Source organism: Variovorax humicola, from assembly GCF_037889915.1.
GTDB lineage: Bacteria > Pseudomonadota > Gammaproteobacteria > Burkholderiales > Burkholderiaceae_C > Variovorax > Variovorax humicola.
In genome coordinates, this window is record NZ_JBBKZV010000011.1 from 106435 (window position 1) to 126242 (window position 19808).

General features: G+C 66.2%; 15 protein-coding genes. 10 read left to right on the forward strand and 5 right to left on the reverse strand.

All coding sequences use genetic code 11. From position 1 onward, the window contains the following. Positions 1 to 36: 36 nt before the first annotated feature. Positions 37 to 1389, forward strand: coding sequence for a GntP family permease (locus WKW80_RS18780; protein ID WP_340365083.1), 1353 nt, complete (start codon positions 37 to 39; stop codon positions 1387 to 1389). Between the two features lie 41 nt (positions 1390 to 1430). After that, positions 1431 to 2996 carry a gluconokinase gene (gene gntK, locus WKW80_RS18785; RefSeq protein WP_340365084.1) on the forward strand — a complete coding sequence of 522 codons (1566 nt, stop codon included), beginning with the start codon at positions 1431 to 1433 and terminating at the stop codon, positions 2994 to 2996. A gap of 2 nt (positions 2997 to 2998) precedes the next feature. Here the strand turns inward: gntK and WKW80_RS18790 are convergent, their stop codons facing one another. Next, the gene (locus WKW80_RS18790) at positions 2999 to 4516 is read right to left on the reverse strand and encodes a CYTH and CHAD domain-containing protein (protein ID WP_340365085.1); all 1518 of its coding nucleotides are present in this window, start codon (positions 4514 to 4516) and stop codon (positions 2999 to 3001) included. A gap of 94 nt (positions 4517 to 4610) precedes the next feature. Here WKW80_RS18790 and WKW80_RS18795 point away from each other — a divergent pair, with 94 nt between their 5' ends. From WKW80_RS18795 to asd, 5 genes are all read left to right on the forward strand, one after another. Beyond that, on the forward strand, positions 4611 to 5417 hold the full coding sequence (locus tag WKW80_RS18795) for a CPBP family intramembrane glutamic endopeptidase (protein WP_340365086.1): 807 nt from the start codon (positions 4611 to 4613) through the stop codon (positions 5415 to 5417). Positions 5418 to 5519: 102 nt separating this feature from the next. After that, positions 5520 to 6680 carry an acyl-CoA dehydrogenase family protein gene (locus WKW80_RS18800; RefSeq protein WP_340365087.1) on the forward strand — a complete coding sequence of 387 codons (1161 nt, stop codon included), beginning with the start codon at positions 5520 to 5522 and terminating at the stop codon, positions 6678 to 6680. A gap of 181 nt (positions 6681 to 6861) precedes the next feature. After that, complete coding sequence (locus WKW80_RS18805) at positions 6862 to 7689, forward strand: toll/interleukin-1 receptor domain-containing protein (protein WP_340365088.1); 828 nt, start codon at positions 6862 to 6864, stop codon at positions 7687 to 7689. An 8-nt stretch (positions 7690 to 7697) separates the two neighbouring features. Further along, positions 7698 to 8114: a VOC family protein gene (locus WKW80_RS18810; RefSeq protein ID WP_340365089.1), complete on the forward strand. Its 417-nt coding sequence runs from the start codon at positions 7698 to 7700 to the stop codon at positions 8112 to 8114. Positions 8115 to 8363: 249 nt separating this feature from the next. Then, positions 8364 to 9245 (forward strand): archaetidylserine decarboxylase, encoded by an 882-nt coding sequence (asd, locus tag WKW80_RS18815; protein WP_340365090.1) that lies wholly within the window; start codon positions 8364 to 8366, stop codon positions 9243 to 9245. Here the strand turns inward: asd and WKW80_RS18820 are convergent. The 3 genes from WKW80_RS18820 to WKW80_RS18830 form a co-directional block, all read right to left on the reverse strand. Continuing rightward, complete coding sequence (locus tag WKW80_RS18820; RefSeq protein WP_340365091.1) at positions 9169 to 9738, reverse strand: hypothetical protein; 570 nt, start codon at positions 9736 to 9738, stop codon at positions 9169 to 9171. The genes asd and WKW80_RS18820 overlap by 77 nt on opposite strands. 94 nt (positions 9739 to 9832) lie before the next feature. Continuing rightward, the gene (locus WKW80_RS18825; protein WP_340365092.1) at positions 9833 to 10798 is read right to left on the reverse strand and encodes a S1C family serine protease; all 966 of its coding nucleotides are present in this window, start codon (positions 10796 to 10798) and stop codon (positions 9833 to 9835) included. Between the two features lie 76 nt (positions 10799 to 10874). Continuing rightward, positions 10875 to 11375, reverse strand: a complete 501-nt coding sequence (locus WKW80_RS18830; RefSeq protein WP_340365093.1) for a VOC family protein — start codon at positions 11373 to 11375, stop codon at positions 10875 to 10877. A gap of 171 nt (positions 11376 to 11546) precedes the next feature. On the opposite strand from WKW80_RS18830, the gene WKW80_RS18835 reads away from it, so the two are divergent. Both WKW80_RS18835 and WKW80_RS18840 read left to right on the forward strand, forming a co-directional pair. Then, the gene (locus tag WKW80_RS18835; protein WP_340365094.1) at positions 11547 to 12602 is read left to right on the forward strand and encodes a sugar phosphate isomerase/epimerase family protein; all 1056 of its coding nucleotides are present in this window, start codon (positions 11547 to 11549) and stop codon (positions 12600 to 12602) included. A 15-nt stretch (positions 12603 to 12617) separates the two neighbouring features. After that, the gene (locus WKW80_RS18840) at positions 12618 to 13808 is read left to right on the forward strand and encodes a Gfo/Idh/MocA family protein (protein WP_340365095.1); all 1191 of its coding nucleotides are present in this window, start codon (positions 12618 to 12620) and stop codon (positions 13806 to 13808) included. Here the strand turns inward: WKW80_RS18840 and WKW80_RS18845 are convergent. Continuing rightward, entirely contained in the window at positions 13805 to 13969 is a 165-nt protein-coding gene (locus WKW80_RS18845) for a hypothetical protein (RefSeq protein WP_340365096.1), read from the reverse strand. The genes WKW80_RS18840 and WKW80_RS18845 overlap by 4 nt on opposite strands. A gap of 466 nt (positions 13970 to 14435) precedes the next feature. Between WKW80_RS18845 and WKW80_RS18850 the strand changes: the two genes are divergently transcribed. After that, positions 14436 to 19754: an autotransporter outer membrane beta-barrel domain-containing protein gene (locus WKW80_RS18850; protein ID WP_340365097.1), complete on the forward strand. Its 5319-nt coding sequence runs from the start codon at positions 14436 to 14438 to the stop codon at positions 19752 to 19754. Positions 19755 to 19808 lie beyond the last annotated feature (54 nt).

Consider the following 19808-nt stretch of genomic DNA (forward strand, 5'->3'; position numbering starts at 1 on the left):
CCATCGACGGCGGACAAGCCGCGGCAGGAGACACATATGTTCGGGCTGAGCAAAGAGATATTTCTGATGGTCGACGCGCTCGTCGCCATCATCGGATTGATCCTGCTGATCACGCGCTGGCGCATCCACCCCTTCATCGCGCTGACCCTCGCGGCAGGCTTCCTGGGCCTCACCTCGGGCATGCCGGTGGCGCTGGTCATGAAGTCCTTCCAGGACGGTTTCGGCGGCGTGCTCGGCTTCGTCGGCATCGTGCTCGGGCTGGGCACCATGCTCGGCAAGATGATGGCGGAGTCCGGCGGTGCCGACCGCATCGCGCGCACGCTGGTCGACGCCTTCGGCAAGGAGCGCGTGCACTGGGCGATGATGTTCGCCGCCTTCCTGGTCGGCATTCCGCTGTTCTTCGAGATCGGTTTCGTGCTGCTGATCCCGCTGGTCTTCATCGTGGCCAAGCGCACCGGCGTGTCGCTGATCAAGATCGGCATCCCGCTGCTGGCCGGCCTGTCGGTGGTGCACGGACTGGTGCCGCCGCATCCGGGACCGCTGCTCGCCATCGGCATCTTCGGCGCCGACATCGGCAAGACCATCTTCTACGGCCTGATCGTCGGCCTGCCGACCGCGATGATCGCGGGCCCGATCTTCGGCAGCTTCATCTCGAAGTTCGTGCCGGGCAATCCTTCCGAGGAACTGATGCAGCAACTGGCGCACGAGCCCGAGGCACGCGAGTTGCCGGGCTTCGGCGTCACGCTGCTCACGGTGCTGCTGCCGGTCGCACTGATGCTGCTGAAGGCCTTTGCCGACGTGGTGCTCGACGAGAAGAACATCGTTCGCCAATGGCTGGACTTCATCGGCAACCCGATCACCGCGCTGCTCGCCGCGCTGCTGCTGTCGCTCTACACCTTCGGCGTGGCGCGCGGCTTCACCTCGAAGCAGATCATGAAGTTCGTCGACGAGAGCCTGGCGCCGACGGCAGCCATCATCCTGATCATCGGCGCGGGCGGCGGCTTCAAGCAGATGCTGGTCGCAAGCGGCGTGGGCGATGCGATCGGCCACATGGCGCTGCAGGCGCACCTCTCGCCGATCCTGCTGGCCTGGCTGGTCGCCGGCCTGATCCGTATCGCGACGGGCTCGGCCACCGTGGCCACCATCACCGGCGCCGGCATCGTGGCACCGCTCGCGACCATGGTGCCGGGCGTCAACCGCGAACTGCTGGTGCTTGCCACGGGCGCCGGATCGCTGATCCTCTCGCACGTCAACGATGCGGGCTTCTGGCTGGTGAAGCAGTACTTCAACATGAGCGTGGCCGAGACCTTCAAGACCTGGACGGCGATGGAAACGCTGATCTCGGTGGTCGGCATCATCTTCATCATGTTGCTCGGGATGGTGGTCTAGGCATGCCCAGCGTGTAATGTCGAAAAACTCCCCGGAACGCCATGACCACTCGAATCGCCATCGGTGTCGACATCGGTACCACCAGCACCAAGGCCGTGGCCTTCACCGTGGAGGGCCGCGTGCAGGCCCACCACTCGGTGGACTACCCGCTGCTGCGGCCCGAGACTGCCGCGGCCGAACAAGACCCGGAACAGATCTACCAGGCGACGCTTTCGGTGATCGCCTCCTGCGTCGAACAATGCGGCGCGGCGCCCGGCGACGTGATCTGCGTGTCTTTCAGCGCGGCGATGCACAGCCTGATCCTGGTGGACCGCGCGGGCGAGCCGCTGACCCACAGCATCACCTGGGCCGACAACCGCGCCGTGGCCTGGGCCGAGCGCATCAAGGCCGAATGGAACGGCGACGCGATCTATCGACGCACCGGCACGCCGATCCATCCGATGTCGCCGCTCGCCAAGCTGGTGTGGCTGCGCCATGAACGCGCGGTGCTGTTCGGCAAGGCGGATCGCTTCGTCGGCATCAAGGAATACGTGTTCTTCCGGTTGTTCCGGCGCTGGCTGGTCGACCATTCGATTGCCTCGGCCACGGGCCTGTTCAACCTGTCGACGCTCGACTGGGACACCGAGGCGCTAGCGCTGGCCGGCGTGAAGCCGGAGCAGTTGTCGCATCCGGTACCGACGACCGAACACGTCGCGGGACTGACCGCGCAGACCGCCGCGCGACTGGGCCTGGCGACGGACACGCCCTTCGTGCTCGGCGCCAACGACGGCGTGTTGTCCAACCTCGGCGTGAACGCAATCTCGCCCGGCGAGGTGGCGGTGACCATCGGCACCAGCGGCGCGATGCGCACGGTGGTGGACAAGCCGTTGACCGACCCCTCCGGCCGCACCTTTTGCTATGCGCTGACGGAGCGGCACTGGGTGGTCGGCGGACCGGTGAACAACGGCGGCATCATCCTGCGCTGGGTGCGCGACGAGTTTGCCGCGGCCGAGGCCGAGACTGCCAAGCGCCTGGGCATCGACACCTATGAGGTGCTCACGCGCATTGCGGAGCGTGTTTCGGCGGGCGCGGAAGGACTGCTGTTCCATCCCTACCTGGCCGGCGAGCGCGCGCCGTACTGGAACGCCAACCTGCGCGGCTCGTTCTTCGGCCTGGGCATGCATCACCGCAAGGAGCACATGATCCGAGCGGTGCTGGAGGGCGTGATCTTCAACCTCTACAGCATCCTGCCGGCGGTCGAATCGATCATCGGACCGAGCACCACGATCAAGGCCACCGGCGGCTTCGCGCGCTCCGGCATGTGGCGCCAGATGATGGCCGACGTATTCGACCGCGCGGTGGTGGTGCCAGAGAGCTTCGAAAGCTCATGCCTGGGCGCCGCGGTGCTTGGCTTGTACGCGCTGGGCCACGTCGATTCGATCGAGGTCGTGGCCGGCATGGTCGGCGCGATGCACCGCCACACGCCCAACCCGCGCAACGTGGCGCTGTACAAGCGGCTGCTGCCGATCTACACGGCCCTGCCCGAGAAGCTGTCGGAGGAATACCGCGCCATCGTGGAATTCCAGCAGCACGCGGCCTCGGCGTCGGCCACGCACACGGGGGCGTAGGGTCAGCCCTTCTTCCAGAATCGACGCGCCTCGCCGAGTTGGCGCAGTGCCTTGTGGCAGGCGCGTGCTCCGGCCGGCTGGAGCGCCACCAGCCAGCCCACCGCAAACCAGGCGCGTGGATCGGTCGCGGCGGCTTCGCGGTACGCGGCGAGGGCGACGGCTGCATCGTTGAATTCACCGAGCGCATCCTGCGCCGGCACCAGCCCGGCGATGTAGCGCTTCGCCTCGGCCCTGTCGAACAGCGGCGCCACGAATTCCGAGAGATAGCGCAGCCGCTTGATGCGCTTGCGCGTGCGGTGCTGCTCTTCAGCGGAGAGCGACTCGAAGCGCTTGCCGTCCCGAACGACCTGCCTGTGGAGCTTTGCGAGCCGCACTTGCAGGGTCCGCCGCGTGTCGACGGCATCGTCGGCATGCGCCGGCGCGGCATCGGAAGGCGGCGCCGTGAAACCGATCAGCGACACCAGCGCCGCCTGGAACGCCGGGGCGCGCACAACGTCACCCACGGAGCCGGCCTGCCGCGTGTCGGCGGGCGGCATGTCGATGGGTGGCGCGCCGGCCTTGTCGAGGCGGGGTTGCATCGCCGACAGCAGGAGTTCGCGATCGCGCTGCGCCCCGAGCGCACGGAACACCTCGACGAGCGGCGCTTCCCATGCCGCGTCGAAACGGCCGGGCGCGAGCGCGTCGAGTTCGCGCAGCGCTGTGCGCGTTCGACGAATTCCGATGCGCAACTGATGGATCACCTCGGCGTCTTCACTGCCCGCGGCAATCGCGCTGGCGTTCGGGAGCATTTGGGCCAGGCAGGCGGCCAGCACCGCGCGTTGCACGGCTTCGCCTGACCGCGCGCCCGCCTCGTTCGCATCGAAGACGGGGGCCGTCGCCTTGACCGCGCGTTCGCCCTCCTCCACCGCCAGCAGCCGCTGCCCGCGCTCCGCCTTCGAGACCGTACTGAACCAGAGCCCATGCCGCTGCGACCAGCGCTGCGCGAGTGCGACCAGGTCCTGTACGCGTCCCTCGACCAGTTCGAGTTCAAGCTCGCAGACCTGCGAGGCACGCCCTCCGCGACCCTCGCCGGGTGGCGTCATGACCTTGCCGGTATCGAGCGCCAGTTCGACGGTGGTGTCGCCTTCGCGTTCGTTGCGCGTCAGGCGCCAGATGTCGGTGCCGAAGGTCTCGACCAACGGCGTCGCGCCGTGGTCGAGCAGCTTGTCGAGCAGGTCGCCGACCGGCGATCCCGCATGGCGCCCCGCATCCGGTTCTGGTCGGGTTGCGCCGGTGCTCGCCAGGTCGACGTTGTGCTCCAGCCGGTGCAGCGGGCCGTCGCCCAGCGCCTTGGCGGTCTGCACCCAGCGCCGTCCTTCCTTTCGCAGGCGCAATGCCACGCCGCGCGCGGCGAGTGCGCCGTCAAGCGTGTCGAAGTAATGCGCCTGCATGTGCTTGCGGGTGGCCGTTGCGGCGCGGATATCTTGCTCGACCGCCCTGAGGTGCTGCGGGGGCACCTGGAACTTGAATTCGATTTCCATGGAGGCTCTTCGGATGGTCCACGGATGTTGGCACGACCCCGGGGTTTTGCGCACGCTAATATCCCGATGCCACGCTCAAGACTCCGAATCCGACATGCAGCGACACGAGGGAGATGCATTTCCAACGGCATTCCAGGCAGTGCTGCTGTATGTCGCGCTGCTTCTTTGCGAGCTGTTCGTCGGCGCTGCGTTGCGCGACGTGCGCGGCATCGTGCGGCTGGCGCCCGATCAGGCCAGCGCGCTCACATTGGTGCTCGCCATCGGCTGCGTGTTCGTGTTGGTGATGCACTTCCAGAACATCACCTACCGCAGCCTCTTCCACCACTCATCGGCGTCCCGGCGGGCCACGCTGGCCGTGATCGTGCCGCCGGCCCTGCTGCTGGTGCCGGCGATGATGCTCACGATCTCGGCCGCGTTGGAATTGCTGGTGCACATCGCGCCCATGGCGGCCTGGGAGGAGGCGCTGTGCCAGCGCATGGGCAACGGCGGCATCGCTTCGACGATCGCCGCGTGCATCCTGGCGCCGGTGCTCGAGGAGATGCTGTTTCGCGGCATCGTGCTGCGCAGTTTCCTGAAGCAGTATTCGCGCTGGCAGGCCATCTTCGGGTCGGCGATTCTCTTCGGCGCGGCGCACATGAACCTCTACCAACTCGTGGTCGGCATCGCGATGGGTGTGGTGCTCGGCTGGCTCTACGAACGCACGCGCTCGCTGATTCCCTGCATTGCGATCCATACGGCCTACAACAGCGGCCTGGTCGTCATGGGTCTGTTGATGAAAAACCAGCCGGCCGACGTGTCGCTGGCCGGCTTTGCAACGGCCTGGCTCGTCTCGCTGGCTGCCGCCGCTTGCGGCATGCTGGCGCTGCAACGCATGCTGTCGCCGCGGCGGCAGCCGCGATAGGCCGGCGTCCCGCCAGCCCGCCAGCCCACCAGCCCACCAGCCCGCCAACCAGCCAGTTGTCGCAAGCCCCGGCGCACCCGCGCGCCTAGAGTGATCGCCACGATGCAATACACACACGAACACCTCGAGATCCAGAAGACGATGCGCCGCTTCATCGACGAGGAAATCAACCCGCACGTCGACGAATGGGAAGAGGCAGAGGCCTTTCCCGCGCACCAGGTCTTCAAGCGCATGGGCGATCTCGGCTTGCTGGGCCTGAACAAGCCGGAAGAATTCGGCGGCGGCGGGCTCGACTACTCGTATGCAATGGCGTTGGCCGAAGCGCTGGGCCACATCAATTGCGGCGCCGTGCCCATGGCGATCGGCGTGCAGACCGACATGTGCACGCCGGCCCTCGCGCGCTTCGGCAGCGACGAACTGCGCCGCGAGTTCCTGGCGCCGGCCATCGCGGGCGACATGGTCGGCTGCATCGGCGTCAGCGAGCCCGGCGCCGGCAGCGACGTGGCCGGCATCAAGAGCCACGCGCGCAAGGACGGCGACGACTACCTCATCACCGGCCAGAAGATGTGGATCACCAACAGCTTCCAGGCCGACTGGATGTGCATGCTGGTCAACACCGGCGACGGATCGGCGCATCGCAACAAGTCGCTGGTGATGGTGCCGATGAATCTGCCGGGCATCGAGAAGGCCAGGAAGATCCGCAAGATCGGCATGCACTCGAGCGACACCGGCCTCATCTACTTCGATGACGTGCGCGTGCCGCAGCGCTACCGCATCGGCGAGGAAGGCCAGGGCTTCGTCTACCAGATGCAGCAGTTCCAGGAAGAGCGGTTGTGGGCCGCGGCAAGTTCGCTCGAACCGATGGAGGACTGCATTCGCGACACCATCGAATGGGCGCAGCAGCGCAAGATGTTCGGCGGCACGCTGGCCGACCAGCAATGGGTGCAGTTCAAGCTGGCCGAACTGAAGACCGAAGTGGAAGCACTGCGCGCCCTGACGTACCGCGCGTGCGACCTGCATGTGCAGGGGCAGGACGTGACCGTGCTGGCGTCGATGGCGAAGCTCAAGTGCGGGCGCCTTACGCGACAGGTGGCCGACACCTGCCTGCAGTTCTGGGGCGGCATGGGATTCACTTGGGAGAATCGGGTGTCGCGCTTGTATCGGGATGGACGCCTGGGGTCGATCGGCGGTGGCGCGGACGAGGTGATGCTCGGAATCCTGGCCAAGACGATGGGGATCGCGAAGCGGCCGCCCCGGCAGTAGCCGATCTCATCGCACGCTGCTGCGCAGCCACCGGGTGCGCCGCCGCACGACCTGCGTTTGCCTCCCCCCCTTTGGGGTGCGGCGTTCTTGCGTTCGATTGGCTTCGTGCCTACTCTTGCGATCGAGCCGCCCGCCGGGCACCAGAGGCGTCTTCCGGACCCAGTCGACACGAGGAGGACAGATGGCAGACGTATTCCTCAGCTATTCGCGCCTCGACCGCCCGGTTGCCGAGGCGATATCCCGGGCCCTCGAAAGCAGAGGTTGGTCGGTCTGGTGGGACCGCAAGATCGGCGCCGGCGATTCATTCGACAAGACCATCGAGCGCGAACTCGACTCGGCGAAGTGCGTCGTCGTGGTCTGGTCGAAGACCTCCATCGATTCGGACTGGGTCAAGAACGAGGCGGCCGCCGCCGTGGAGCGGAAAGCGCTGGTCCCGGTCATGATCGAGAACATCCGCTTGCCCATCGAATTCAGAAGGAAGCAGACGATCGATTTGTCGGGATGGGACCGCACCCCCACGGACACGGCACTGGTGCCGCTGCTCGAATCGATCTCCGAAAGGCTGAGCGGAGCGCCGCCGACATTCGAGGCCACTTCCGCAGGTGCAACAACCAGGCCGAGGCTGCGAATCTCCCGGACAGCCTGGCTTGTCTCTGCCGTCGGCGGCGCGGCGCTGGCGGTCGTCGCCGGCGTCTCTCTGCTGCACACCGATTCCACCGACTACACGCTCGTGTGCAAGGGCGGTGGCGCATTCGGAATCCAGTCGGAAGGCTTGTTCGCGGCCCGCATCGGGTTTTCCAAAGCCGCCGGTCCAGCGTCCGCGTCGTTGCCGGCGGGCCAGTGCGCGTGGACAGACCGTCCGGTCAATGACAATGAGCCCGCCGAGATGTGCTACCAGGGCCTCCTTGCATTCGGCCTCTCCAGGAAATTCGCAGCCAACGAACTGGTTCGCCAGCAGGTTCACTTCGAGGCGGAGAACAGCTGCCTCAGAATTACCAACTTCCTCTGAGGACCGACATGGCCAGCATCAGCGGTATCGCCCACATCCAGCTTTCCGTCTCCAGCATGGCGCGCTCGGTGCCGTTCTACGAGACATTGCTCCATGCAATGGAGATGGTCACCCTGGTCAATGACCCGCAGTTCTTCTACTGCATCGGCGGCAAGACCGGCGTCGCCATTTCACCCATCGAGCCCGAGTTCCAGGATCAGTCTTTCAACCAGCGGCGGGCCGGCCTGCATCACCTGTGCTTTCGCGCCAAGACGCGGGAGGACGTGGATGCGCTCTTCAAGGTCGCAGTCGAACTCGAAGCCCGTATTGTTCGCCCGCCCACGGAGACGAACTGGGCACCGGGCTACTACTCCGTTCTTTTCGAGGACCCGGACGGCATCCGGATCGAGGTCAATTTCGTTCCCGGCAAAGGGCACCTGGCATGAGCACCTGGCAAGTCGGCAATGTTCGGATCACCCAGGTCGTCGAGCTGAGCGGCGCACCCGTCTCGCCCAACCAGCGCGCATAGGCATCGCGGTCGAAGGCTGCGCGGCGGCTGCTGTCGGTGAGCGAAAAACGCATCGCCCGGTGCGCCGGCATTCGGATGCAGCGCCTGCAGCGGGTTGACCAGCACGCAGGCGATGTCGCCACGCTTGCGCAGCACGCGCAGGGTGCGATCGTCCATCTCCCGCAGCGTGAAAGTCTCGCGTGCCGGCACCGGGTTGCGCCAGCCCATCGTGCGTGACCTGTCGATCGCGGTGTGGCGACTGTTCGCCGAACTCGATTTGAGCGATGCGAAGAAGAGCCGCTTCGACAGCCTGCATGACTGCTTCACGCGCGAGCTCAAGCCGGGCGCGCGCGCCATCGATCACGCGCCAGGTGTGCTGGCCAGCCCCTGCGATGCGATCGTCGGCGCCTGTGGCGAGGTCGATGACCTGCAGGTGTTCCAGGCGAAAGGCTTTCCATACGAGGTGGCCGAGTTGTTCGGCGACGCACAGTCGATCGAGCCGTTTCGCAATGGCTGCAACGCCACCCTGCGATTGACGTCGAGCATGTATCACCGCTTCCATGCGCCGCACGACAGCCGGGTCGAACGACTGACCTATCTGTCAGGCGATACGTGGAACGTGAACCCGATCGCGCTCAAGCGTGTCGAGCGGCTGTTCTGCCGCAACGAGCGTGCGGTGATCGGCATGCGCCTGCAAGCCGGTGGCCATCCGATCGCGCTCGTGCCCGTGGCAGCGATCCTGGTGGCAAGCCTGCGCTTGCATTGCGTGAATCTTCTGCTGCACCTGCGCTACCGAGGGCCGAAACGCATCGACTGCAGGGCCGACTACCGCAAGGGCGACGAGATGGGCTGGTTCGAGCATGGCTCGACCATCATCGTCTTCGCGCCTCGCGGCTTCACGCTGGCCGAGGGCATCGTGCCGGGCACGCCGATGCGGATGGGTCAGGCGCTGATGAAACTGCCTCGTACCGAGGCCGCGGAGCGAGATGGCGTCAATGCGCCTTCTTGTCGGGCCGCGGCTTCGACGGGGGAATCGCGGAGAGCGCCGCATACAGGGCCGACTCCGTGAGCCCCTGCAACTGACGCAATCCCGCGCGCAGCAATTCGCTCTTCCTCACCGGGCGCTTGATCAACAGCGCGCGATTCTTGAGTTTGACGATCAACGCGTAGTCCGACCTCGGCATCGTGAAGCTGTCATGCACCAGCTTTTCCTTGGGACTTTCGGCCTTCTTGACATCGGCCTCGAGCTTGGCGGGCGACGCGGCTTTCGCTTTCTTCCTGGTGTCGGCAGTTGAAGCCTGCGCCTTCCGGGTCGGCTTTTTCGCATCCTGCTTCACGGGGGCCGCTGCGGCTTGCGTCATCGGCTTGGCGACGCTGGCTGTGCTGGCCTTCTTCGCCGCCGCCTTGGGCTTTGCGGACTTGGCCGACCCGGCGTCGGGTGCCGTGGGTTTCGCCGTGGGTTTCGCCGCGGCTTTCGTCTTCTTCCCGGCGCCGCGCGGAGGTTTGCCTGCAGCCGCAGCCGCCGGGTTCTCGAGCGAGCTTGCGGAATCGTCAGATGTCATGGACCCGGCCTTTCGGTGCATTCGAACGACCATATTGTGACAATTTGCTAACGAATGTCCACTTCACCAGTACTTTTAAGCACCCTTGTGCAACTCACGCGCGACGGGACTCGACCGGCGTCACGTTGAGATAGAGCGGCTGCGCACCGCGCAGGATGCGCAGCACGCAGAGCTTGCCGATGCGGGATTCGTCGAGCAGCCGTTGCAGGTCGTCGACCGTGCGCACCGGAGCGCCGTCGATACCGACGATGAGGTCATCGACCTTGAGCCCGGCCACCCCCGCAGGCGAACCCGGCTGCACTTGCGAAACGCGCACGCCGGTGTCCTGTTCGACTTCGAGGAAGCGCGCCACGCGGCGCGACATCGGCACGGTCGAGCCCGACAGTCCGATGTAGGCCCGCCGCACGCGGCCATGCGCGAACAGTTGCTGCACCACCCACTTGGCAGAATTCACCGCGACCGCGAAGCAGATCGCCTGCGCACCGGGAATGATGGCCGTATTGACGCCGATGGCGCGGCCCCGCGTGTCGAGCAGCGGGCCGCCCGAGTTGCCGGGGTTGAGCGCGGCGTCGGTCTGGATCACGTTGTCGATCATCCGCCCCGCGCTCGATGGCAGCGAGCGGCCGAGTGCCGAGACGATGCCGCTCGTCACCGTATGGTTGAAGCCGAGCGGGTTGCCGATCGCGATGGCGACCTGCCCGACGCGCAGCCGCGACGAGTCGCCCAGTTCGGCATGCGACAGCGAACGGCTGGCGCCGACGCGCAGCACCGCCAGGTCTGTCTCGGGGTCTTCGCCGACGAGTTGCGCGTCACTGCGAGTGCCGTCGGGCCGCACCACTTCGAGCGATGTCGCGCCGTGCACCACGTGGCTGTTGGTCAGCAGGTAGCCATCGGGCGTGAACAGGAAGCCGGAGCCGGCGCCACTCTGAGGACCGCGGCGGCCGGCCTTGTGCGCCGCGATATAGACGACCGCATCCTGGACTTTCTCGACGGTCGAGGCGACCGTTTCCGAATAGGCATCCAGCAAGTCGTCGTCAGTGAAGTCTGGTCGAGCACCCATGATTTGCATTCCACTCAAGTGGCACAGATGGTGACCGGATTCCCGAACACAAGACCGGGCGCGGCCCGTCCCGCCTTCATGCCGCCAGTGCCTCGAACTGGCGATAGAGCTCCGGCTGGAACCACCGCTCCCGCGCGTTGTAGCGGCGCTCCGCCGGAATCGCCGGCACGTCTTCATGCTCCGCCGCCGAGTGGAACGTGAGTTCGAGCTGCACGCCGTTCGGGTCGAAGATGAACAGTTGCCACAGCGGCGTGGCCGGCACGAGGTTCTCGCGGTAGGGCAGTCCGTAGCGCTCGAACCTGTCCTTGAATGCGCCGTAGCCCTGGCACACCACAGACACGTGGTCGATGGCCGCGGTGCCCGTCTGAACGGACCCGTCTGCGTCCCTGGCCGCATCGCCGGCATAGAAGTGGAAGATTGCATCCGCGCCTGCTTGCGCCGGCTTGAGCCACGCGCCTGGAAAGGCCAGCGGCGGACGATCGGCCACCACCATGCCGAGGACCTCGGTGTAGAAGCGCACCGTCGCTTCGAGGTGGGCCGTCTTGATGGCCGTGTGGAAGAGTTGACCCAGCAACATGATGCGCAACCTCCTGTCGCCGCAGCGCGGCGATGCAGGTTAGGAGCGCAGCCAGCGCGCGTCAACTGGTCAGGCCAATTATTGACTTCGGATTTTCCGAACCGCATCATCGACGCCGGCCCGATGATGCCGCGCGGTGCGTCGAAGCCATCCACAACGGAGACACACCACATGAAGACCATCAAGGGGCCAGCCATATTCCTGGCCCAGTTTGCCGGCGACGCCGCGCCCTTCAATTCGCTCGCCGCCATCGCCGCATGGGCTGGTGGCCTGGGCTACAAGGGCGTGCAGATCCCGAGCTGGGACGCGCGCCTGTTCGATCTGAAGAAGGCGGCCGAGAGCAAGACGTATTGCGACGAAGTGAAGGGAACGCTCGCATCGCACGGGTTGGAGATCACCGAACTCTCCACGCACTTGCAGGGCCAGCTGGTGGCGGTGCATCCCGCATACGACGCGGGCTTCGACGGCTTTGCCGCGGCCGAAGTCCGCAACGATCCGGTCAAACGCCAGCAATGGGCGGTCGAACAGATGCACTTCGCGGCCAAGGCTTCGGCCAACCTGGGGCTGACCGCGCATGCCACCTTTTCAGGCGCGCTGGCATGGCCCTACCTCTACTCCTGGCCGCCACGTCCGCCAGGACTGATCGAAGACGCCTTCGACGAACTGGCCAGGCGCTGGAAGCCGATCCTCGACGCCTTCGACAACGCCGGCGTCGACGTCTGCTACGAGATCCATCCCGGCGAGGACCTGCATGACGGCGTGACCTACGAGATGTTCCTGGAGCGCGTGGGCGGCCACCGGCGCGCCTGCCTGCTCTATGACCCGAGCCACTTCGTGCTGCAGCAGCTCAACTACCTCGACTACATCGACAACTACCACGAGCGCATCAAGATCTTCCATGTGAAGGACGCGGAGTTCAACCCGACCGGCAGGCAGGGCGTGTACGGCGGCTTCCAGTCGTGGATCAACCGCGCGGGGCGCTTCCGTTCCCTGGGCGACGGACAGGTCGACTTTGCGGCGATCTTCTCGAAGATGGCTCAATACGACTTTCCGGGCTGGGCCGTGCTGGAGTGGGAGTGCTGCATCAAGCATCCGGAAGACGGCGCGCGCGAGGGCGCGACCTTCATCGCGGAACACATCATCCGAGTGGCCGACCGGGCGTTCGACGACTTCGCCGGCGGCGGCGTGAACACCGCTGCAAACAAGAAGATGCTCGGCATCGCCTGAGCCACGGGAAGCGGCATGACCATCGAAGGCGCACAACAAGCGACGGCAGTGGCCCGGCGCATCCGGCTCGGCATGGTGGGCGGCGGCCAAGGCGCCTTCATCGGCGGCGTGCACCGCATGGCGGCGCGGCTCGACGACCGCTATGAACTGGTGGCAGGCGCACTGTCGTCCGACGCCGCACGCGCCGCCGCGAGTGCGGCCGAGCTCCACATCGAAGCCGACCGCGGCTATGCCGACTACGCCGTGATGGCGCAGGCCGAGGCGGCACGCGAGGACGGCATCGACGTGGTCGCCATCGTCACGCCGAACCACCTGCACGCGCCCATCGCCAGCGCCTTCCTCGCGTCCGGCATCGACGTGATCTGCGACAAGCCGCTGACCACCACGCTGGCGCAGGCGATGTCGCTCGTGAAACAGGTGCGCGACAGCGGCCGCCTGTTTGCGCTCACCCACAACTACAGCGGCTATCCGATGGTGCGGCAGGCACGCGAGATGATCGCGGCCGGCGAGTTGGGGGAGATCCGCGTGGTGCAAACCGAATACCCGCAGGACTGGCTCAGCACGGATCTGGAATCGACCGGCCAGAAGCAGGCGAGCTGGCGCGTCGACCCGGCCATCGCCGGTGCGGGCGGCTCGCTCGGCGACATCGGCACGCATGCCGAGCACCTTGCGCGCTTCATGACGCAACTCGAACTGAAGGCCGTGAGCGCCGACATCACGACCTTCGTGCCCGGCCGGCGCCTCGACGACAACGCGCATGTGCTGCTGCGCTACACCAACGGCGCACGCGGCATGCTTTGGTCGAGCCAGGTCGCGCCGGGCAACGAGAACGGACTGCACGTTCGCATCTACGGCACCAAGGCGGGCCTCGAGTTCCGGCAGGAGCATCCGAACGAGTTGTGGTTCACGCCGCTGGGCCAGCGCCCGCAACGCATCACACGCGGCGGCCCCGGCAGCGGGTCGGCGGCAGCGTACGCAACGCGCATTCCGCCGGGGCATCCGGAAGGCTATCTGGAAGGCTTCGCGCAGTTGTACCGCGACGTGGCCGAGCAGTTGCAGGCGCGGCGCGAAGGCCGTGCGCCCGATCCGCTGGCCTGCACGGTGCCGACCGTGGAAGACGGGGCCCGCGGCGTGAAGTTCATCGAGGCGGTTGTCGAGTCCAGCAAGGCGGATGGCCGCTGGACCGACGCGCGCCTCGATCTCTAGCGCAGGACCTGGTCCTCCTGCGCGCGTTCGAGCAGGCCGCGCGCTTCGAAGTCGGACAGGATCCGGTACAGCGACTGCATCGGCACCAGGCAGCCGCGATCGAACAGCATCCGGAGCAAGGCGCGCGCGCTGAACGCGACAGGTGGCAACTCATCGATCAACGCCAGCGCCAGGACCCGATGGGGTGTCGCAGTGAGGCGCGCCGCGCACCGCCCGCGGCGACCCCGGCGTGATGTTCATGATGCTGTTGGCGTCATGCGCTGGCCATCAGCGGCGGTAGCTGACCAGCACCTTGGTACATCGACAACCCCAGATCTTGCTGATAGTGTCCTGATCACCAAAAGATACGCTGGGTGGCCGAGACCGCGCTCGTCGCGCGGTTCTAAGGAATCTATGTCCGCAATGATGCTGCGGCCCCCCGCAAGAAGCACTACAACGGGTTGGGAGCTCGGCATGAAGAACGATATAGCGGGTGGGGAGAGACAATTTTTTTGCGCAACCACGGAATCGAGACGCGGCCTCGATTTTTCGCCAACTGCTTCGGGAAGCTGGGCTGGAACCAGCGAGTTCTCGGCGACATGCGGCAAATACGGCAGGGCGGGCGTTGCACTGACGTTTCTGGGCGCCATGGCACTTCCTGCCCAATCCCAGGTCACCATTTCCAGTTCCTCGACGACCGTGGTCCTGCAGACGTTGAGCCCAGGGGCAGCGTCGTTCGATGCGCCGGCCCTCACCGTCATCAACACCACGGGAAACGGTATTGAAGGCGACAACTCCCAGAACTGGATACTGACCAATTCCGGCACGGTGACTGCCACGACGTCCGGCGTCTTTCTCCAGTCGCAACTCGTCAACAGTGTCCAACTGGACAACTTCGGCTCGATCACCCAGAACATCGGCGCCCTCGATAACGGCGGCAACGCCGGCGTCAATCTGCAGAATGGCGGGACGCTGAACAATCACGCCGGCGCGTCGGTCACGGCGGCCAGCGATGCCGTGTGGCTCGGCGCGACGGGTACTGTCATCAACAGCGGCACGATCCTGGGACCGGCGAGCGGGATCTACTCGGGGGTCAAGAGCGATAGCAGTGGCGTTGTCGTGGTCAACAACAACGGCGGCACGATCGATGCCAGCACGGGCGTGTTTCTGCAGGGCAACGGGAGCTCGATCTCCAACAGCGGCACGATCACCGGCAGGAGCGGCACCGCCATCAGGCTTGCTGGAAGCAACAGCGCCTTGACCCTGGACACCGGCGCTGCGCTCAATGGCGATGTCGTCAGTACCGGCACCGGCAATACGCTGACGCTGCAAGGCAACGGCAGCGCAAGCAACGCGATCACCGGATTTGACGGCTTGACGATGTCGGGTGGGACCTGGCTTTTGACCGGACCTGTCTCGACCACCGGGACAACCATTTCCGCCACCTCCGTCCAGAGTGGCGTGCTTGCCATTGCGGGTGCGCTGACCAACGGCGGGGCGGGTGGCGGCACGATCATTGCCCCGGGCGCCACGTTGCGACTCGGCCTTGGCGGAACGAATGGATCGATCACCGGCAACATCATCGACAACGGCCTGCTGACTTTCAATCGCTCGGATGACGTGACCTTCGCCGGTGCAATCGGCGGGTCGGGACTCATCCAGCAGCTCGGCCTCGGCGCGACGCGGCTGACAGGCAACAGCAGCGCCTTCTCCGGTATCACGAACGTCACCAGGGGTACGCTGCTGGTGGACGGAACCCTCGGTGGAACGGGAGGCACGATATCCGTGTCGAATGGCGGCGTGCTCGGCGGCCACGGCGCCATCGGCGGCAGCGTGTCGATTGCCAACGGTGCCCTCTCGCCCGGCGGCTCCAGCGGCGGCAGCGACTCTGTCGGCACATTGAACATCGGTGGCAACGCCACGCTCACCAGCGCGTCGACACTGAACTACGAATTGGGAGAAGCCCGAACATCTGGCGGCGCCTTCAATGACCACATCGTGGTGGGCGGCAGCCTCACGCTGGACGGCACGCTCAATGTCACCACATCGAGCGGGGGCACCTTTGGCCCCGGGCTTTACCACATCATCAACTACGGCGGCGCCCTCACCGACAACGGGCTCGCGCTGGGCACGATGCCGGCGGGCACGACCACTTTCGTGCAGACGAGCATTCCCGGACAGGTCAATCTGGTCAACACGACTGGCCTGACCCTCAACTACTGGGACGGCACGGGTCCAAAGTTCAATGGGGTCATCGACGGCGGCAATGGCACCTGGCAAGCCTCGGGCGGCAACAACAACTGGACCGAATCCATGGGAGCGCTGAACGCGCCGTACACGGATGGCGCCTTCGCCATCTTCGCCGGCGCGCCCGGCACGGTCACCGTGGACAACAGCCTGGGCGCGGCCACCTCTTCCGGCATGCAGTTCGCCACCAGCGGCTATGTGCTCCAGGGCGCCCCCATCACGCTGCTGGCCGGCAGCAACGTCTTGCGCGTGGGCGACGGGACCGGAACGGGGGCGGGCTACGTTGCCACCATCGGGGCCGTTCTGAGCGGCACCGGCGGGGTGGACAAGACCGACCTCGGCACGCTGCGCCTGACGGGCACGAACACCTACATCGGCGGCACCACGATCAGCGGAGGCACGTTGCAGTTGGGCGACGGCGCGTCGACGGGTTCGATCCTCGGCGACGTCGTCGACAACGGCATCCTGGCCTTCGACGACCCCGGTGCAACCACCTTCGCCGGCGCCATCAGCGGCACCGGTGCGGTCAATCAGATGGGAACGGGCACCACCGCGCTGACCGCCACCAACTCATATGCCGGCGGCACGACGATCTCGGGCGGGGCGCTGCAAATCGGCGCTGGCGGCACCACGGGCTCGATCACCGGCGGCGTGGTCGACAACGGCGCCCTGGCGTTCAATCGATCGGATGCACTGACCTTTGCGGGCGCGATCAGCGGCACCGGTGCCGTCAATCAGATCGGTGGCGGCACGACCACGCTGACCGGCACGAATGCCTATACCGGCGGTACGACGATCAGCGCCGGAACGCTGCAGATCGGCGATGGCGGCACGACGGGCTCGGTCGTCGGCAACATCACAGACAACGCCGCACTGATCTTCAACCGCAGCGATGCACTTGCCTATGCGGGCACCATCACCGGCTCCGGCTCCCTCGCGCAAGCCGGTGGCGGCATGACAACGCTGAGCGGTGCCGGCTCCTCGATCGGCAGCGTCAGCGTGACGGCCGGTACCTTGAGCCTGGCGCAGGCCGGCGCCTTCACCACCTCCGGCAACTACACCACTGCTTCAGGCGCAGTCACCCAACTCGCTGCCAATTCCACACTGAGCGTCGGCGGCGCATTCACTCAAGTGGCCGGCAGCACCCTCAACGTCGATCTCGGCAGCACCCAGCCCATCATCTCCGCCGCCACGGCCGACCTCAACGGCACGCTCAACATCACCGGCTTCGGCACCAGCATTCCGAACAGCGCCAGTGCCGTGGCCAGCACCCTGTTCAACGTCGTCCACACGGCCGCCCCTGGCGGTATCACCAACGGCTTCACCTCAGTGACATCGGGCGGAGCCACCAGCCCGGTCGACTACCTCAGGCTGGTCGCCAACAAGTCGGCCAATTCGCAGGACTACAACGTCGGATTCGGGCTGACCTGGCTTGCAGGCGCCACACGAGGCAACGGCGTCTTCACGCTCGCGGGCGCAGCCGACACCTTCAACGTCGACCTGGTGCTGGCCAACCAGGCGCCCTCCAGCGCTCCGTGGGACGGCATGACGCTGACCAAGAACGGTGCAGGGACCCTCGTCCTCTCGGCGGCCAATACCTACACCGGAGCCACGACCATCAACGGTGGCACGCTGCGAAGTGGCATCGCCAACGCCTTCGCGAGCAGCAGTGCGGTCAACATCGCCAGCGGCGCCACGCTGGACCTGAACGGTTTCAACCAGACCGCCAACAACCTTTCAGGAGCGGGCAACGTGACGCTGGGCAGCGCAGCATTGACGGTCGACGACACGATGAACACGAGCTTCGGCGGCGTAGTCAGCGGCGCGGGCAGCCTGATCAAGACAGGCGCATCCACGCTCACATTGACCGACGACAGCACCTACACCGGCGGCACGACGATCAGTGCCGGCGCGCTTCAGATCGGCAACGGCGGCACGACCGGCAGCATTGTCGGCAACATCACCAACAACGCAGCCCTTGTCATCAATCGCTCCGACGCATTCGCCCTGGGCGGTGCGATCGGCGGCAGCGGGTCGCTGACCCAGGCCGGCGCGGGGACGACCACGATCGGCGGCGCCAATGCCTACAGCGGTGCAACCCAGGTCGTAGCCGGCACCCTCAAGGCAGGCGCCGCCAACACCTTCAGCGCCCAATCAGCCCATACCGTATCGAGCGGCGCCACCCTGGATTCCGGCGGCTTCAACCAGACCGTCGCTGCGCTCGACAACGCAGGAACGGTCAGCCTGCTCGGCACCAGGCCGGGCAGCACCCTCACAGTGACCGGCGCCTATGTCGGTCGCGGCGGCAACCTGCGCCTCGGCACGGTCCTGGGCAACAGCGCCAACGCAAGCGATCGCCTCGTCCTGAGCGGCCCGGGCGCCAGTGCCAGCGGCACCACCAACCTGCAAATCACCAACCTTGGCGGCCTGGGCGCACTCACCAGCGGCAATGGCATCGAGGTCGTCAGTGCAAACAACGGCGCCACCACCACCGCGCAGACGACCAAGGATGCCTTCGTGCTCGCCGGAGGGGTCGCGACAGCCGGACTCGCCAAGGGCGCCTCCCCGCGGGCGGCGCCCCACATCGACGCCGGCGCCTACCAATACCAGCTCTACGCGGGTGCGGCCGACGGAACGGGCGAGAACTGGTATCTGCGCTCGACCACCACGGTCGTTCCGCCTCCGACCGGCCCGGAGGTGGTTCCGCCTCCGACCACCCCAGAGATCGTTCCGCCGATCGTCGCGCCCACCTACCGTGCTGAGGTACCTCTGGTCGCCGCACTTCCGGCACAACTGCGCCAGGGCGACCTGGCCATGCTCGCCAACCTGCACAGGCGAGTCGGCGACGACGACGCAGCGCAGTTGGCGACGGGCGCGAGCCCAGCTTCGCTCGATCGGCGTGCCTGGGCTCGAGCCGTCTACACCGATCTGAACATCCGCCAGGAGGGAACGGTCAGTCCCCACAGCGATGGGTATCTGGGTGGATTGCAGGCTGGCGTCGACCTGTTGTCCAGCGCCTCCTGGCGCGCGGGGGTGTATGTCGGATACCTGGAGGGCGGCGCCGACGTCACCGGGAACGCCCGCGGCGTGGTGGGGCGAGTCGGCTACAACGACCTGCAGTCACGCTATCTGGGCGGCTATGCGACGTGGACCGATGCGAACGGACGCTACGCTGACGCTGTCCTGCAGGCCGGCGACCATCGATACGGCGTGCGTCCCGATCTCAATCCCAACGCATCGGGCAAGGCCAGCAGCCTGACGGCCTCGATCGAGACAGGCCAGCCCTTCGCGCTTTCGGATGGGTGGACGATCGAGCCGCAAGCTCAACTTGCATATCAGAAGAGTTCTTTTGATGACTTGTGGCTCAGTGGCGCACGGGTGCAGCAAAAGACCGACAGCGGCTGGATCGGCCGGCTGGGCCTCCGGGTCAAGGGCGACATGATGACGACCGCGGGACGGCTGCAACCTTATGGGCGCGCGAATCTGTATTACGCGAGCTCCGGCACCGATGTCGCACGATTCATCTCGCCGGCCGCGATCACCGACATTGCCAGCCGCACCGGCTACACCTCGGCCGAGTTGGCCGCGGGCCTGACGCTGGCGGTGAACGCGACGGCCAGCCTCTATGCAGAAGTGGGGCGTGTGTTCGACATCTCGGGGGACGTCCGCGTCAGTTCTTCCGTGCAGGGCAGCGTGGGGATGAGGCTCAGGTGGAATTGAGCGGGTGCGTGCCTGTCAAGTGTCCGTGCGATCGGAGCGTGCGCTTCGGATGCC